The organism is Streptococcus cristatus, assembly GCF_001578775.1.
Lineage (GTDB): Bacteria > Bacillota > Bacilli > Lactobacillales > Streptococcaceae > Streptococcus > Streptococcus cristatus_A.
Window position 1 is genome coordinate 654,935 of the sequence record NZ_KQ969062.1, and the last position, 15,852, is coordinate 670,786.

A 15,852-nucleotide genomic window follows, 5' to 3' on the forward strand; every position below is an offset into this window, starting at 1 on the left:
AGTAAGAAGAGACCACCGCTTGTAGCCAGAAGAATCGTTGCAACTGTAAAGAGAGCAGAGTTTTCCTTGCTTCCTGTTTGTGGGAGCTGGTCTTGCTGTGTTACGCTTACTAGTTGAGGTGTAGGTTTGTAGGTTGTTATGGTTGCTTGACCTGCTTGAGGTTTTTGGTTCAGAATTTCTACAATTTCGACACTTGGTTTGTGAGTGACAGGCATATCTTTCAGCTCAGCCAATTGATCGCCAAAGACAGCGTTCGATACCCAACGGTAGAAGTGAATGGTATGTAGACGATTGGTTGGATTTCCAGCATAAACGAAGAGCGGATGTTCCTTGTAATTACCAGAAATAGCAACGATTTTATTGGCTAATTTTTCATTGCCTGGCCACCAGCCTGCAATGTAATAGTCACTGTCTGCAATAGTCGCCAAAGTCTTGAAGTTGGCAGGAGCTTTTGCGATCCAGTTTCCAGAATTAGAATAGAAGAGATCATTCTTCTTATAGCCGCTAGTCAATGGATCTTTATCGTCTATAATAGCCTTCATCAGACCTTCAAAATCGCTGCCGCCAGAGAATCTTTCCGCATCAAATCCATCTAGAACACCGAGTTTCTCAAGGCGTTGCATAGCAGAGCCCCCCACTACAATGGTTGGTTTGCGACCAAGAATAGACTTGTCAAACTTGTTGCTTTCAAGGACGATGACATCAGCTTCCTCAGGTGTATCGACAATATCAAAGTCTAGATTTTTCAGTGCTAGAGCGGTATGAGTAGGTGAGTCCACTCCTGCCCAGTAGAATTGATGAGGAGGTGCATAGACCTTCAGTGCTTTCAAGCTTGGCCCTTCCGGAACCTTATACAAGGCATCTCCATAAATAGCATAATCACCTAAGAGATTTGCAAAGGTTGATGTATCAACGATATAGCCATCCTCTGTCAGATAGACCTTCTTACCTTGGCGAATGGCTTGGTTGACAGCTTTGACAGCGCTGTCAGATGTATTAGCGATGACATAGTAAGGTGCTGAGTAGTTGATATCGCGCGTCCGAGTAGCACGGAGAGCAGTGACTTCACCGAGCTTGCCATCAAAGAGTTTATCTTTAAAGATAGGCTCAGCTTTAAAGCCTCTCATATCTGGGAAGTTTACCAAAAGTTCAGCATACATGGCAGCCCAGGCAGATTCGTTTGATCCTTTGTAGAGGATATGGTTGGCATAGCCGCGCTTAGCTTGAGCCATATCGACAACCAGGTCACCCTTCTTATAGTTGCCAACATCTTCCTTCAATTCTTGAATGACAACACCATTTCTCTTGAAGTATTCAATCATATTAAAGGCTTGTTGGGAATCATTGTCCTTGTCGAGACCCATTGGGATGACGTAATAGTCGGGGAAGAATTTTTTCTGACCATTTTTTATACGTCCAACAACTTTGCCGTCAGGTCCGACTAACTCATTTTCAGCTTTTGGATCTTCAACCTTGTTGATGCCGCGGAGATAGAAGTTGAGGCGCATTTCCATGAGCTTGTCAGGATTTTGGGACAGGTAAGAGATACCTCCGAGGACAGCGTGGTAGCCAGCCTTGTAGGATTCCTGATTGCCCTCAGGGATTTCAATGGTATGTCCTAATATGCCGTGGTACATAGCATAGACACCAGTGTAGCCGGAGAAGGAGTCATCCCAGCCATCGCCCCAGTCTAGTTTAGGGATGATATAGCTATCATACTTAGAGTTAGCGACGCCAGCACGTCCCATGTGGTGGGCATTTTCCAGCATATTCTCAGACAGAAGGTCGTATTCAAAGTTTGGATCGTGCGGCGGTGTCGCTGGCTCGATCAAGAATTCTTTAACGAATCCATGAATGTCATAAAGAGCAATTGGATTCCATTTGTTAATGAGTCCAGCTACGGTACGGGTTTCTGGGTTGGCCTGATAGCTAGTGTCGCGGTTTGGATCGATTCCGTTGGCAAGAGCACGCGTATTGGCAACATCTCCGTCAGGATTTTCAGTAAAGTCAAAGAGGAAAATAAATTTCTTGAGGAGTTCTTTGACATTGAGGGTGATATTTTTAGCAGCACCGTTAGCATCAGTTGTTTGGAAAGAAATTTGCTCCTTGGTCGCAAAAGTATTGAAGAGCCCAGTGATGATGTCGATGGCTGGCTGTTCGTCAGCATGGGTGTTATTGATAAGGACTGGAAGTTTATAGTCCAGCGTACCATTTTTTAGCGCAGCTAACATTTCAGCTGGTTTAGTAAGGGCAACTTTATTGGTTGTGTTTAGATAGTCGTCAATGCTCTTTTGGTCGGAGCTGATGATACCGAGCTTGACATCACGACCTTGGGCACTACTACCAATTGTTTCGATTTGGACCAGCCGGTCTTTTTTAGCATCTTGTCGGCTCTTTTCGATAGCTGCCAGCATTTCATCGTGGGTATGGAAATCTTCGTAAGGACGAAGGACGATATTCTTGCGAATAGTCAGGCCAAGATCTTCGCTGGTTCCGACTAATTCATGAGTTCCCATAAAGTTGCGGTAGGTCCTACGGATATTGTTTGGTGTCCGCAGGCTTAAGTCTTGCCCAAATAATTCATTAAATTTGAGGGAAACTTTGAGGTCATTTCCATCAGCTTTTTCTTCGACAGTGACAAATGGATCGCCTGTGAAGGTGCCGTCCTCCATTTTCCAAGTTTTCCACTCGCTAATAGGCTTGTTATCCAGTGTCCAAGTGATTTTACCAGCTTGAGCTCCCTGCTCTTGAATAGTTTCTTCTATGCTGGCTTTTTCGGACATGTAAACCTTACTGTCGGCAAGCTGAACCTTGTTTTCTTGGGAGCTAGCTGCGCGGACTTCTGTTTTAGTCGTAGTGTCCAGTTTTTGGGGAGTTTCAGCTGCTTTTTCCTCTGACGCTGTAGAAGGAAGACTTGGAGACTTGCTGTCCGTAGCTTCAGATGGGCTGCTTTTCTCTAGTGAATCAGCTTGTGGAGTAGTTGAGGGTTCTTCAGCTTTCTCTGTACTTGCAGGTGTAGGCTGCTCTACTAGAGAACTGATTTTGCTGCTGTCTTGCGGAGATTCAGCAGGGTTAAGCGTATCAGCTGCCGCATTTCCTTGAGCTAAAACGGCCAAGAGGACTGCAGCAGAGAGGCTGAGGGCTTGTGTGTATAAGCGTTTCTTATAAGAATTTTTCATAAGAAACCTCCTTTTTAATGTGTTCTTGAATTTATTATAACAGGTCTTGAAATCGTTTACAAATAAAAACATAGATAAAAAATAAACTTCTAACAAAAGGAAGAGATATGTATAATTTCTGAAGAGTATTTGAGCCTGATATTTAAACAGCCTGCAATATTCGCAATTTGGATTTCTGCAAATTCATGCAAAAAACAAGCATTTATGCTACAATATTAGCAATAAAGATGATTGGAGCAAACGATGAAAGCGATTATTACGGTTGTTGGAAAAGATAAGGCAGGGATTGTGGCTGGTGTAGCTAGTAAAATTGCCGAGCTGGGGCTCAATATTGACGATATTTCTCAAACTGTTTTGGATGAGTTTTTTACCATGATGGCTGTCGTTTCTAGCGATGAAAAGCAAGATTTTGCAGCGCTTCGTAGTGAATTTGAGGCCTTTGGTCAGACCCTCAATGTCAAAATCAATATTCAAAGCGCAGCCATTTTTGACGCGATGTACAATATCTAAGGAGAGGGCACATGGATATTAGACAAGTTACAGAAACCATTGCCATGATTGAGGAGCAGAATTTTGATATTCGGACCATTACCATGGGCATTTCACTCCTGGACTGTATCGACACAGATATTGATCGGGCGGCGGAGAAGATTTACCAAAAAATCACGACCAAAGCGAAAGACCTGGTGGCAATTGGAGATGAAATTGCTGCAGAGCTCGGGATTCCTATCGTTAACAAGCGCGTCTCCGTGACTCCGATTTCGCTGATTGGGGCAGCTACCGATGCTACGGATTATCTGCCTCTGGCTCATGCTCTGGATCGGGCAGCAAAAGAAATCGGTGTGGACTTTATCGGTGGTTTCTCTGCTTTGGTCCAAAAGGGTTATCAAAAAGGAGACGAAATCCTCATTAATTCCATTCCACGCGCTTTGGCGGAGACGGACAAAGTCTGCTCCTCTGTCAATATCGGCTCAACCAAGACCGGCATCAACATGACAGCAGTTGCGGATATGGGGCGGATTATTAAGGAAACGGCCCAGCTTTCTGACATGGGTGCGGCCAAGCTAGTCGTCTTTGCCAATGCGGTAGAGGACAATCCTTTCATGGCGGGCGCCTTTCATGGTGTCGGTGAAGCAGATGTGGTCATCAATGTCGGTGTTTCTGGACCGGGTGTTGTCAAGCGGGCTCTGGAAAAAGTTCGTGGTGAGAGCTTTGACGTGGTGGCTGAAACGGTCAAGAAAACAGCTTTCAAAATCACTCGCATCGGCCAGTTGGTAGGTCAGATGGCCAGCGAGCGTCTGGGCGTCAAGTTCGGGATTGTTGACTTGAGTCTGGCTCCAACACCGGCGGTCGGGGATTCAGTGGCCCGTGTCTTGGAAGAAATGGGCTTAGAAACAGTCGGTACCCACGGTACGACAGCGGCGCTTGCCCTGCTCAATGACCAAGTCAAAAAAAGGCGGTGTCATGGCCTGTAATCAAGTGGGCGGTCTGTCTGGTGCTTTCATTCCTGTATCAGAAGACGAGGGCATGATTGCGGCTGTGCAAAATGGTTCGCTCAATCTAGAAAAGTTAGAAGCTATGACAGCAATCTGCTCGGTCGGTTTGGATATGATTGCCATTCCAGAGGAAACGTCGGCTGAAACCATCGCAGCTATGATTGCGGATGAAGCGGCGATTGGCGTTATCAATCAAAAGACGACAGCTGTGCGGATTATTCCAAAGGGCAAGGAAGGCGATATGATCGAATTTGGTGGACTCTTGGGAACAGCGCCAGTTATGAAGGTCAATCAGGCTTCGTCAGCTGCCTTTATCGCACGTGGCGGTCAGATTCCTGCGCCGATTCACAGTTTTAAAAACTAAGTATATGGGGGTCTGTCTAAACAGACCCTTTCCCTCTGCCTTGCTCAGTCAAGTGCGAGACAAATAAGCCACCCTTATCCGAGTGGCCTTAATTAAAAGGAGACATTCATGGCAAAAACAAAATTATACATCATCCGGCATGGTAAGACCATGTTTAATACCATTGGTCGGGCTCAGGGTTGGTCGGACACTCCCTTAACTGAAGAAGGGGAACGTGGCATCCGTGAACTAGGGATTGGGCTGAGAGAGTCTGGCTTGGAATTTACTAAGGCTTTCTCGAGCGACTCTGGTCGAACCATTCAGACTATGGGGATTATCCTAGAAGAGCTGGATTTGGTAGGGAAGATTCCTTATAAGTTTGACAAGCGTATTCGAGAGTGGTGCTTCGGGAGCTTTGACGGGGCTTATGGTGGCGATCTTTTCCGTGGAGTGATCCCAAGGGTGCGTGATACTGATAATTATAAAGAGCTGACTTTCCCAGAATTGGCAGACGGCTTGGTTGAAGTAGATACGGCTGGCTGGGCTGAGCCATGGGAGCAACTGAGTGGGCGGATTTTAGCTGGATTTACAGCTATTGCCCAAGAAGTGGAAGCTGCTGGTGGAGGCAATGCTTTGGTTGTCAGCCATAGTATGACCATCGGGACTTTTGCTTATTTGATTGATAAAGCTATTAGCAAAAATCCTGAGGTTGACAACGGCAGTGTGACAGTTGTTGAATATGAAAAAGGGCAATTTACGATTCAGATCTTGGGAGATGTATCCTATCGTGAAGTTGGTGCCAAAATTTTGGACGCTGAAATAAACAGTTAAAAGAAATCATGGAAATAGTTAAGTTTTATTGAGCTGTCTTCTTTCAATCTTAGAAACTGCTTTTTTTCAGAAACGTGATATAATGAGAGGAGAATAAGGGGGGAAGTGTATGGCAAAAACAAGATTATACCTGATCCGGCATGGCAAAACGATGTTTAATACAATCGGACGAGCTCAGGGCTGGAGTGATAGTCCATTGACGTCAGAAGGCGAACGTGGCATCCATGAATTAGGGATTGGTTTGAGAAAAGCGGGTATTGATTTTAAACTAGCTAGATCCAGTGATTCAGGTCGAACCATTCAGACCATGGGAATTATTCTGGAAGAGCTGGGCTTGACTGGAAAGATTCCTTATCGGTTTGACAAGCGCATTCGAGAGTGGTGTTTTGGCAGCTTTGATGGTGGCTATGATGGCGAGCTCTTTATGGGAGTCATGCCTAGGGTCTTTAATATTGACCATGTCCATCAACTCAGCTATGCCGAGCTGGCAGAAGGTTTAGTAGAAGTCGACACGGCTGGCTGGGCTGAGAATTGGGAAAAACTCAGCGGCCGAATTTGGCAAGGCTTCTCAGAGATTGCTGAGGAGCTGGAGGCAGCTGGTGGAGGCAATGCTTTGGTAGTTAGTCATGGCATGACCATTGGAACCTTTGTCTACCTAATTAATCGCATGCAACCTCATGGCCTAGGCAATGGTAGTGTGACCATTGTAGACTATGAAGATGGACAATTTTCGGTTGTTTCCATCGGTGATATGTCTTATCGTGAAGTTGGAGCGAAAGAGCTGGAGGACAAGTCTTGAGACGAGGTCGCCATGAAAGAAAGAGAAAACTCTCTCTATTTCGACTAATAAATAGGCTCTTATTTTTAGGAATTGGGATCAGTTTGCTGTTTGCTCTATTGCGAGTGCAAGATATGGATGAAGACTTGCCAACTTTTATGAATCATGGTCTTAGAGTCCAGAGTTCTGACTTGCCCAAGGTGTCAGTTGATGATTGGGAGTTGACTTTAATCAATCGTAGCCATTTACAGGAAGAGTCTCATCCTAAGTTGACCAAAATCGATGATATTCAGGTAGATAGTCGTATTGCTGAAAATACTAGACAATTTTTAGCTGCAGCTCGGGCCATTGCGCCGGGAGAAACCTTGATTTCGGGCTATCGTAGCCGAGCGGAGCAGACAGAGCTCTATGAAGAAGCCCTAGCTTTGGCCGAAGAAGAAGGCTTGTCTCGGCAAGAAGTGCAAAAGCGGATCCAGCTGCCAGGTGCCAGTGAGCATCAGACAGGCTTGGCGATTGATATGAGCGAGCCAGAAGGTCAGAATGATGAGGTGGCAAATAAGATTGCGGAAATTGCCCCTAAATACGGCTTTATTCTGCGCTATCCTGAAGGGAAAAGCGATATTACTGGTGTGGATTTTGAAAATTGGCACTATCGTTATGTTGGCCTAGAATCGGCCCAATATATGCAAAAACATCACCTAGTTTTAGAGGAATATCTGGCCCTTTTGAAAGAGTCGGATCGGTAAATCGTTACAATCCATTGATAGATAAAAAATCAGCTGCTCAAATGAGCAAGCTGATTTTTAAATTTTAGGGTTTAAACAATACCTTGGGCAATCATAGCGTTTGCTACGTTTTCTAAGGCAGCAATATTTGCTCCTGCAAGGTAATCAGTACCAAGACCGTATGTTTCAGCCGTTGTTTTAGCTGTGTTGAAGATGTTGGTCATGATGTCTTTGAGACGGCCGTCCACTTCTTCACGAGTCCATGAGAGGCGAAGGCTGTTTTGGCTCATTTCAAGGGCAGATACAGCCACACCACCAGCGTTGGCAGCTTTGGCAGGTCCGTAAAGGATTCCGTTTTCCTTGTAGACTTTAATCGCATCAAGGTCACTCGGCATGTTGGCACCTTCTGATACGCAGATAACACCTTGAGCAACCAAACGTTTAGCCGCTTCACCATTGATTTCGTTTTGAGTCGCACATGGAAGAGCAATATCGTAGTTACCAGCGTAAGTCCATACAGAACCTTCATAGTAAGTAGCAGTTGCTTTTTCAGCAGCATACTCAGTCAAACGAGCACGGCGTTTTTCTTTGACATCTGTAAGAAGATCGAAGTCGATACCATTTTCATCGATGACATAACCATTTGAGTCAGATACTGAGATGACAGTAGCACCGAGTTCAGTCGCTTTTTGAAGAGCGTATTGAGCTACGTTACCAGAACCTGAAATCACCACTTTTTTACCAGCAAAGCTGTTACCGTTTGCTTTGAGCATTTCTTCAGTATAGTAAACCAAACCGTAACCAGTAGCTTCTGGGCGAATCAGGCTACCACCAAATCCAAGAGGTTTACCAGTCAAGACTCCAGCATCAAATTGGTTCAGGCGTTTATATTGTCCATAGAGGTAGCCGATTTCACGTCCACCAACACCGATATCGCCAGCTGGGACGTCAAGTGATGGTCCGATGTATTTTTGCAATTCAGTCATGAAGCTTTGGCAGAAGCGCATCACTTCAGCGTCAGTCTTTCCTTTAGGATCGAAGTCTGATCCCCCTTTACCACCGCCGATTGGAAGTCCAGTCAAGACGTTTTTAAAGATTTGTTCAAATCCGAGGAATTTTAAGATCCCTTGGTTTACAGTTGGGTGGAAACGAAGTCCGCCTTTATATGGTCCAACAGCTGAGTTGAATTGAACACGGTAACCACGGTTGACTTGCACTTTGCCTTCACGGTCGACCCAAGGAACACGGAAAGAAATCACGCGCTCAGGCTCGGTGATACGTGCCAAGATGTTTTCTTCGATATACTCAGGGTGTTTTTCAAATACAGGTTCCAAAGTGCTGAAGAATTCTTCAACCGCCTGGAGAAATTCAGCCTCATGCCCGTTACGAGCTTTCACAGTTGCAAACACGCTTTGGATATAGTCTTTAGCAGATGTCATATCGTTCTCCTTTTGTTGTTATATTTTATTACACGAGCCATTATAGCAGAATTTTTTTAGGGTGTAAAGAAAAAAGTTGAATTTTCTGAAAATTTCCATAATATTTTTTTGAAGATTCTAGATGGAAATGCCGAACCTTTTGCTAGAAAATTAGGATAAATTTTTTATAGGAAGAATTTTAATGATATAATAGAGAAAATTAAGGAATAAGAGGTCAAGATAATGACAACAACCAAGACAAAAATTGCGGGTTTTGAATTTGATAACTGCCTGATGAATGCAGCAGGAGTGGCTTGTATGACAGTGGAAGATTTAGAAGAAGTCAAAAACTCTGCTGCGGGAACTTTTGTGACTAAGACGGCAACGCTGGACTTTCGTCAGGGCAATCCAGAACCTCGCTATCAGGATGTGCCACTGGGCTCTATCAACTCTATGGGCCTGCCCAATAATGGTTTAGATTATTATCTGGACTACTTGCTGGAGCTGCAAGAAAGTGAGCCAAATCGTACTTTCTTCCTTTCTTTGGTTGGTATGTCGCCAGAAGAGACTCACACCATTCTCAAGAAAGTGCAGGCAAGCGACTTTAAAGGGATTACTGAGCTCAATCTCTCCTGTCCAAACGTTCCAGGTAAGCCGCAGATTGCCTATGATTTTGAAACGACGGAAAAAATCTTGTCAGAAGTTTTTGCTTATTTCACCAAGCCGCTGGGTATCAAGCTGCCTCCTTACTTTGATATCGTGCATTTTGATCAGGCCGCTGCGATTTTTAACAACTATCCGCTCAAGTTTGTCAACTGTGTCAACTCTATCGGAAACGGTCTTTATATAAAAGATGAGTCAGTGGTCATTCGTCCGAAAAACGGTTTTGGCGGTATTGGCGGCCAGTACATCAAGCCTACGGCTCTGGCCAATGTCCATGCTTTTTACCAACGCCTGAAACCAGAAATCCAAATTATCGGAACTGGGGGTGTCCTGACAGGGCGCGATGCCTTTGAGCATATCCTCTGTGGAGCCAGTATGGTACAAGTCGGAACAACCCTTCATAAAGAAGGAGTGGCAGCCTTCGAGCGCATCACCGCCGAACTCAAGGCCATTATGGAAGAAAAAGGCTATGAAAGACTGGAAGATTTCCGTGGAAAGTTGAAGTATATTGATTAAACGTTTAAGAAAGAGAGAGTGGGACAGAAATCGCTAATTCGCTAGAATTCGATTTCGTCGTCCCACCTCTGCACAGTTGAGTAGGGCTGTAGAAGCTGATGAATCAGCGTAGTAGAGCCCACTCAACCACTGCGTCTTGCTCGAAAATCCAAAGACAATTGAGAGGCTAGGACTTTTTATACGAAAACTCAAAAGAGCGCAAAAAGACTCCCCTTGTGATATAATGAAAGTGAAAAATTTGTATTAGGCTACTGGCTCGTCTCTAGTAGCCTTTTTTGTAGCACAAACTCCTGATAAGTAAGATTTTCTTTCAAAAGGATATAAGCTATTTTAAGAAGTTGATGTGCGAGTGCAATAGTTGCTTTTTGCGCTCCTCTCCTGCTTTGAATCTGGTCATAACGCTATGCTAGTGGACTTCCTTTTTGTTTTTTTGCAGCAAAAACTGTTTGACAGAGACACCTTTTTAAATAGGAATTGCCATGTCTGATTTTTGTACTCCTCTTTTTACCGGCACTTTCATTATTTCCAGGACACAAACCAGCCCAGGAAGCGAGATGTCCAGCTGTTGGAAACTGGCTCATATCTACCCCAATTTCCGCTATGATCACAGAAGCTGTAATGAGATCAATACCCGGAATAGAATCTAGGATTTCCACTGGTCTCTCATAGAGATTTAGATAGCCGTTCATACGCTCTTCCAAACAATCGATTTGTTTTTGATAAAAATCGTAAATCTCCAAGGACTGACCTAACATAAAACGATGATGAGCCGAAAAATACCCATCAAGTGCCTCAAGGAGTTGGGGAACTTTTCTTTTCAAACTGGTATAAACAGATTGATGGATAATTCTTGGGGTAACGGGCGTCTCATCAATAAGCAGTTGCAGTAAGTTTCGACCAGAAGCCCCCATGATATCTTCTATGTAGGTTGTCAGCTTAATACCTCCTGATTGGAGGATTTTATGGATCCGATTGGTCTCACGATTACGGCTCTCTACATAGTGTTTCCGTTGTCGTGTTAGCTCTCTCAATTCTTGAATGGTTTCATCAGGGACGAAACTGCGAGGGAGCAAGCCGATTCGTGTTAATTGGGCAATCCAGTGAGCATCTTTCTTATCTGTTTTTTGACCTGGAATAGCTTTCATATGAGCAGGCTGTGCTAGGATGAGTTCAAAGTCATCACAGAGTTCATGCCAGACAGGTCTCCAGTAAACTCCTGTGCTTTCCATGCCGACGGCTTCTACATGAAATTGACTGAGAAAATCATGACAGGCTTTTAATCCTTTTGTCGTTGTATCAAACTGAGCCATTTCACGCTTTGGACGAGTAGAAGTGAGCGGCCCATGTAGAATACAAACCACAACAGGAGCTTGATGGTCATCAATACCTGCACAAGATTGATAGAGAACATCCATTATGATTCCCTCCATTTATAAAGTCAGAGAGCTTGTCTACCGATAACGTTGTCGTATTTTTATACTCATGCTCAAGGCGATATTTTGGGGTACTCGTCGGTAGAGTGGATTAGTTTGTCCCGCGAAAGTGATATTCAAGAAATTATCAACCACAAAGCCCTCGCTTAGATTATACTTCTAAATGAGGGCTGTTGTCTTTATTTTCATGTTTCTGTGGGTGACGGCTATGTCGTCATGGCTGTCTGTCCCACTCTCTTTTAGTATTATTAGGGCGAGTAGAAAAAAAGTCCTCCAAGATTAGATAGGAAATCTCAGAGGGAAATGGATAGTTTATTTATCTAGAACGTTGTTTACCAGCGTTGCGACTCTTTTTCTTTTTATTGTTTTGAGTAATTGCTTGACTCGCTTTTGGCGTCACATCTTTGATGCGACCTGCATTGCTCATAGCTTTCGGAGGATTCTTTTTGTATTCTTCTGCTACTTGCTTTCTGATCCGCGGACGAATCAAGTAGTTAATGATGAATTGTTGGATAATTTGAACGAAACCACCGACTACCCAGTAGAGGGTCACAGCCGCTGGTGACATGAAAGAGAAGACTACGATCATAATCGGGCTCATATAAGTAGCGCGCTTCATCTGCTCTTTTTGAGTCTCATCTTCGATACCATGTAGGGAAAGAAGTGATTGGATGTAGTAGAGTACCCCGACAATGAGAGTCAAGGCTAGACTAGGTTTTCCAAGATTGATACCAAGGAATGTACTGCTAGCTACGCCGTTTGTGTATTGGGCAGCGAAGAAGAGGGCTGAGAAGAAAGGCATCTGAATGAGTAGAGGGAGGCAGCCGATACCGCCAAACATACTCAGACCATTTTCTCTTTGAGCAGCCATAAGTCCTTGCTGCGCTTCTAGTTTTTCTTCTTGAGTTTCGGCATTATTGATCCGTTCTTGGATAGGGGCAAAGATGGGCTTGAAGTAGTTCATCTTTTCTGACTGAAGAGTAGCCTTCCAAGACTGATAGATTCCCAGTGGGAAAATAATCAGCCGCACGATGAGTGTAACGATAATAATCGCTAGACCATAACCGAGACCTGAATTCTTGGCAAAGAACTGGATGCTATCTGCCATAGGCTGACCAAGCACGTCCCAAATAATACCAGAAGGATTACCTGCCTTGTCTCGTCCGACACACCCTGTCAATAATAGAAGGAGGGACAAGCTCATTCCAGAGAATAAAATACGTTTAAATGTTTTCACGAGTTCATTTCCTTTGTTTCTAAAAAAATAATACCTATCTATTCTACTGTTTTTTAAGGAAATATACAATAGTTCTCCAGACCTAATTTGCAATTTTAAAGTCAGTATAGGACTCAAAATTGTCCATGGTGACATCTAAATAGCTGACTTTTGAAAAAGGAGTTGGTCCCTTGCGGATTTCTTGAATGAACTTGGCCATGAGGGCAGAGCTTTCAGCTTGAGCCAAAATTTCGACTGTACCGTCGTCGTTATTCCAGACGCGACCGGTAATCCCGCCGATTTGCAGAGCAAGGGAGTAAACGCCCCAACGAAAGCCGACGCCTTGGACTCGTCCTTGCGCAATCATTCTTACTTTTTGCATCGTTACCTCCTTTTGTAGTGTTTGGAACTCGCTTCTCAGCCCATAGCGCAGCGAGCAGTTGCTTGCTGGAGACAAGATTTTCTCTGAAGCTAAGTCTAGAGGATGAGTTCAAAACTGCTAGATTGTGTTATAATGTATTTATGAATATTATAACCTCAAAAGCCAATAATGTGGTAAAAAAAGCTAAAAAGCTGCATCAAAAAAAATATCGTAGCGAGTCGTATTTGATTGAGGGCTGGCATCTTTTTGAGGAGGCTCTGGCCAGTCAGGCACGGATTCTGCGAATTTTTGCTTTGGCAGAGTACGAAGATCGTTTGGCAGCCTTTTCCCAGACGATTTTTGTCAGTCCAGAGATTCTCAGTGATTTGGCAGATAGTAAGACTCCTCAGGGAATCGTTGCAGAATTAGCCTTTGAGGAGCAAAACATTCCAGAAAAGCTGGAAGGTGCCTACCTCTTTTTAGAAGATGTGCAGGATCCTGGCAATGTCGGAACCATCATCCGAACAGCGGATGCGGCGGGTTATCAAGGAGTTTTCATCTCTAGCCACTCCGCTGACATTTACAATCTCAAAACTTTGCGTTCTATGCAGGGCAGCCATTTTCATCTGCCCATTTATCGCGTGAGCAGAGAGAATATGCTGGCCCTAGCTCGTCAAAGTGACCTGCAAATTCTGGCTTCGACCTTATCAGAAGATTCTGTGGATTATCAAAAGGTCGAAAAACATGAAGATTTCCTCTTAGTCATGGGTAATGAAGGGCAAGGAATCAGCCAAGAAATGACGGATGCGGCTGATGTTCTGGTTCACATTTCCATGAAGGGGCAGGCTGAAAGTCTTAACGTTGCTGTGGCAGCCGGCATTCTGATGTTTGCTTTAAGCTAGCTTTTAGAAATCTCTCTATAATAAAACTAAATGGAGGTGATGATATGCCTTACAGAGAAGATGATGAATTTATGGCCTATGTGGGGCATTTGATCGAGAAGCCCAGCGTCCAACGCTTAAAAGGAATTACGCATCATATTCATTCCAATCGGCTTGAACATTCGATCAATGTCAGTTATACTAGTTATAAGATTGCTAAAAAATTTGGCTGGAATGCCCGCAGTACAGCACGGGGCGCTCTATTGCATGATTTATTCTATTATGACTGGCGCGAAACCAAGTTTAAAAAGAGTCATGCTTGGGTACATCCCCGCCTAGCAGTCCGAAATGCCCGCAAGATTACCAAGCTCAATCGAGTTGAGGAAGATATTATCATCAAGCACATGTGGGGAGCTACTTTAGCACCGCCACGCTATAAGGAGTCCTTCGTTGTGACCATGGTGGACAAGTATTGGGCGATCAAAGAAGCGACGGCACCTTGGCGACAAAAGCTGAGCGGGCGTAAAAAGTATCATCGAAAGATGATGAAAAGTTAAAATGTAAAAAGGAGACATTATGAACAATACAATTATTCAAGAAAACAGTGGACTTTCTAGTTTTTATTCTAAGGTCTACGGATTTGTTGGGATGGGAATTGCCATCTCTGCTCTGGTTTCGGGTCTAATGCTGACGACCTTCCAGACAGCTCTAGTTGAGATTCTGCTCCATTATAGCTGGATTTACTATGGAGCTATCTTCATTGAGCTGGCCTTGGTTTGGTCAGCTTCCAGCAGAGGACTCCGCAATAGTCCAGCTGCTCTTCCCCTCTTTTTGAGCTACTCAGCCCTAAACGGATTTACCATGAGTTTCATTGTGGCCATGTACACAGGAGGCGTGGTCTTCAAAGCATTTGCAGTTAGTGCGGCTGTTTTCCTTGTCATGGCAGTCATGGGCGTCATCATTAAAAAAGATTTATCTGGCATGGGCCGTGCTATGATTGCGGGCTTGATTGGGATTGTGATTGCAAGTTTTGTCAATATTTTTCTGGGTAGCGATATGATAGACTATATTGTCAGCTACGTCAGTGTTGTCATTTTCGCAGGGTTGATTGCTTGGGACAATCAAAAAATTCGCTACGTTTATGAGCAAACGGGTGGACAGGCAGGTCTTGGATGGGCTATTTCTCTAGCTTTGAGCCTCTACCTTGACTTTATCAATCTCTTCCTCAGCATCCTTCGTATCTTTGGAAGAAATGATTAATAAAAGATGGATAGTTTCCTTGATGAATGAGGAGCTATCTTTTTTTGTTTGAGGGGGATTTTAGAAGTTGGATAGAAGTAGCAGTAAAAGTTTTGCAAACTGTTAATTTTTTGATATACTAACTAAAAATATATTTGGGCAATGCATTCGTCTATTGCTCTAGAAAAGAAAGGAAGTTTCTATGGATATGTTATTTATCCCAGGATGGTTGATTTTTGCAATCGTTGCAGCCATTGTGCTTATTATTCTTTTGGCTAAGGGCTATGTCAATGCTAAGCCAAATGAAGTAGTCGTTATTACTGGTCTGCGTAAGCAGCGTCATTTAAGAGGTAAGGCTGGCTTCATGATTCCTTTTGTAGAGCAGCGCTCTTATCTGGATATTGAGCAGTTTTCTACCGATGTCCGTACTTCTGAGTCTGTGCCAACACTTGATTTTATCAACGTTCGTGCCGATGCGGCTGTTAAGCTGAAGATTGGTACTACGGATGAAATGATTGAGCGTGCGGCAGAAAACTTCCTTAATTGGAATACAACAGATATTTCTAATTCTGTCCAAGATGTCCTCGAAGGGAACCTTCGTGAGGTAATCGGCCAGATGGAACTGCGCAAGATGGTTAATGACCGTCAGGAATTTGCTTCTAAAGTGCAAGATAATGTGGCGCCAGATTTGGCTAAGATGGGTCTGGAAGTCATTGCCTTTACCGTTCAATCCTTCTCTGATGAAGGTGGCGTTATTGACAATCTCGGTATCG

The 15,852-nt window shown here is 44.0% G+C and carries 13 protein-coding genes and 2 pseudogenes; 10 read left to right on the forward strand and 5 right to left on the reverse strand.

All coding sequences use genetic code 11. The features are described 5' to 3' along the window. A partial coding sequence (locus SCRDD08_RS03290; protein ID WP_061423256.1) for an LPXTG-anchored zinc carboxypeptidase occupies positions 1–3,179 on the reverse strand: 3,179 nt, incomplete at its 3' end. Positions 3,180–3,422: 243 nt separating this feature from the next. Here SCRDD08_RS03290 and SCRDD08_RS03295 point away from each other — a divergent pair. From SCRDD08_RS03295 to SCRDD08_RS03315, 5 genes and pseudogenes are all read left to right on the forward strand, one after another. Continuing rightward, positions 3,423–3,689 (forward strand): ACT domain-containing protein, encoded by a 267-nt coding sequence (locus tag SCRDD08_RS03295; RefSeq protein WP_005590918.1) that lies wholly within the window; start codon positions 3,423–3,425, stop codon positions 3,687–3,689. 11 nt (positions 3,690–3,700) lie between these two features. Then, positions 3,701–5,039, forward strand: a pseudogene (locus tag SCRDD08_RS03300) (PFL family protein). Between the two features lie 108 nt (positions 5,040–5,147). Then, positions 5,148–5,849 (forward strand): histidine phosphatase family protein, encoded by a 702-nt coding sequence (locus tag SCRDD08_RS03305; RefSeq protein ID WP_061422425.1) that lies wholly within the window; start codon positions 5,148–5,150, stop codon positions 5,847–5,849. Between the two features lie 109 nt (positions 5,850–5,958). Beyond that, entirely contained in the window at positions 5,959–6,648 is a 690-nt protein-coding gene (locus tag SCRDD08_RS03310; RefSeq protein WP_061422426.1) for a histidine phosphatase family protein, read from the forward strand. Further along, positions 6,645–7,373, forward strand: coding sequence for a M15 family metallopeptidase (locus SCRDD08_RS03315; RefSeq protein WP_061422427.1), 729 nt, complete (start codon positions 6,645–6,647; stop codon positions 7,371–7,373). Before SCRDD08_RS03310 ends, SCRDD08_RS03315 begins: the two co-directional genes overlap by 4 nt. A gap of 71 nt (positions 7,374–7,444) precedes the next feature. On the opposite strand, the gene gdhA is transcribed toward SCRDD08_RS03315, so the two are convergent. Further along, positions 7,445–8,791 carry an NADP-specific glutamate dehydrogenase gene (gene gdhA / locus SCRDD08_RS03320; RefSeq protein ID WP_061422428.1) on the reverse strand — a complete coding sequence of 449 codons (1,347 nt, stop codon included), beginning with the start codon at positions 8,789–8,791 and terminating at the stop codon, positions 7,445–7,447. Between the two features lie 222 nt (positions 8,792–9,013). Here gdhA and SCRDD08_RS03325 point away from each other — a divergent pair, with 222 nt between their 5' ends. Beyond that, the gene (locus SCRDD08_RS03325) at positions 9,014–9,949 is read left to right on the forward strand and encodes a dihydroorotate oxidase (protein WP_061422429.1); all 936 of its coding nucleotides are present in this window, start codon (positions 9,014–9,016) and stop codon (positions 9,947–9,949) included. Positions 9,950–10,197: 248 nt separating this feature from the next. Here SCRDD08_RS03325 and SCRDD08_RS03330 read toward each other — a convergent pair. The 3 genes and pseudogenes from SCRDD08_RS03330 to SCRDD08_RS03340 all read right to left on the reverse strand — a co-directional run bounded on the left by SCRDD08_RS03330 (position 10,198) and on the right by SCRDD08_RS03340 (position 12,980). Then, positions 10,198–11,364, reverse strand: a pseudogene (locus SCRDD08_RS03330) (IS110 family RNA-guided transposase). A 334-nt stretch (positions 11,365–11,698) separates the two neighbouring features. Continuing rightward, positions 11,699–12,619 carry a membrane protein insertase YidC gene (gene yidC, locus SCRDD08_RS03335; protein ID WP_061422430.1) on the reverse strand — a complete coding sequence of 307 codons (921 nt, stop codon included), beginning with the start codon at positions 12,617–12,619 and terminating at the stop codon, positions 11,699–11,701. An 82-nt stretch (positions 12,620–12,701) separates the two neighbouring features. Beyond that, on the reverse strand, positions 12,702–12,980 hold the full coding sequence (locus tag SCRDD08_RS03340; RefSeq protein WP_048766204.1) for an acylphosphatase: 279 nt from the start codon (positions 12,978–12,980) through the stop codon (positions 12,702–12,704). Positions 12,981–13,120: 140 nt separating this feature from the next. Between SCRDD08_RS03340 and SCRDD08_RS03345 the strand changes: the two genes are divergently transcribed. From SCRDD08_RS03345 to SCRDD08_RS11815, 4 genes are all read left to right on the forward strand, one after another. Further along, positions 13,121–13,861: a TrmH family RNA methyltransferase gene (locus tag SCRDD08_RS03345; RefSeq protein ID WP_061422431.1), complete on the forward strand. Its 741-nt coding sequence runs from the start codon at positions 13,121–13,123 to the stop codon at positions 13,859–13,861. Positions 13,862–13,905: 44 nt separating this feature from the next. Further along, the gene (locus SCRDD08_RS03350) at positions 13,906–14,397 is read left to right on the forward strand and encodes an HDIG domain-containing metalloprotein (RefSeq protein WP_048766208.1); all 492 of its coding nucleotides are present in this window, start codon (positions 13,906–13,908) and stop codon (positions 14,395–14,397) included. 19 nt (positions 14,398–14,416) lie between these two features. Next, positions 14,417–15,100 carry a Bax inhibitor-1/YccA family protein gene (locus SCRDD08_RS03355; protein ID WP_061422432.1) on the forward strand — a complete coding sequence of 228 codons (684 nt, stop codon included), beginning with the start codon at positions 14,417–14,419 and terminating at the stop codon, positions 15,098–15,100. A gap of 181 nt (positions 15,101–15,281) precedes the next feature. Then, positions 15,282–15,852: SPFH domain-containing protein (locus SCRDD08_RS11815; RefSeq protein ID WP_414162606.1), on the forward strand; the 571-nt coding region annotated here is incomplete at its 3' end.

What these genes read in the sequence shown, in the direction of transcription:
- SCRDD08_RS03345 (WP_061422431.1), top strand. Translation starts at nt 13,121, where the DNA reads ATGAATATTATAACCTCAAAAGCCAATAATGTGGTAAAAAAAGCTAAA.
- SCRDD08_RS03325 (WP_061422429.1), top strand. Translation starts at nt 9,014, where the DNA reads ATGACAACAACCAAGACAAAAATTGCGGGTTTTGAATTTGATAACTGC.
- SCRDD08_RS03310 (WP_061422426.1), top strand. Translation starts at nt 5,959, where the DNA reads ATGGCAAAAACAAGATTATACCTGATCCGGCATGGCAAAACGATGTTT.
- SCRDD08_RS03340 (WP_048766204.1), bottom strand. Translation starts at nt 12,980, where the DNA reads ATGCAAAAAGTAAGAATGATTGCGCAAGGACGAGTCCAAGGCGTCGGC.
- SCRDD08_RS03295 (WP_005590918.1), top strand. Translation starts at nt 3,423, where the DNA reads ATGAAAGCGATTATTACGGTTGTTGGAAAAGATAAGGCAGGGATTGTG.
- SCRDD08_RS03355 (WP_061422432.1), top strand. Translation starts at nt 14,417, where the DNA reads ATGAACAATACAATTATTCAAGAAAACAGTGGACTTTCTAGTTTTTAT.
- SCRDD08_RS03305 (WP_061422425.1), top strand. Translation starts at nt 5,148, where the DNA reads ATGGCAAAAACAAAATTATACATCATCCGGCATGGTAAGACCATGTTT.
- SCRDD08_RS03350 (WP_048766208.1), top strand. Translation starts at nt 13,906, where the DNA reads ATGCCTTACAGAGAAGATGATGAATTTATGGCCTATGTGGGGCATTTG.
- gdhA (WP_061422428.1), bottom strand. Translation starts at nt 8,791, where the DNA reads ATGACATCTGCTAAAGACTATATCCAAAGCGTGTTTGCAACTGTGAAA.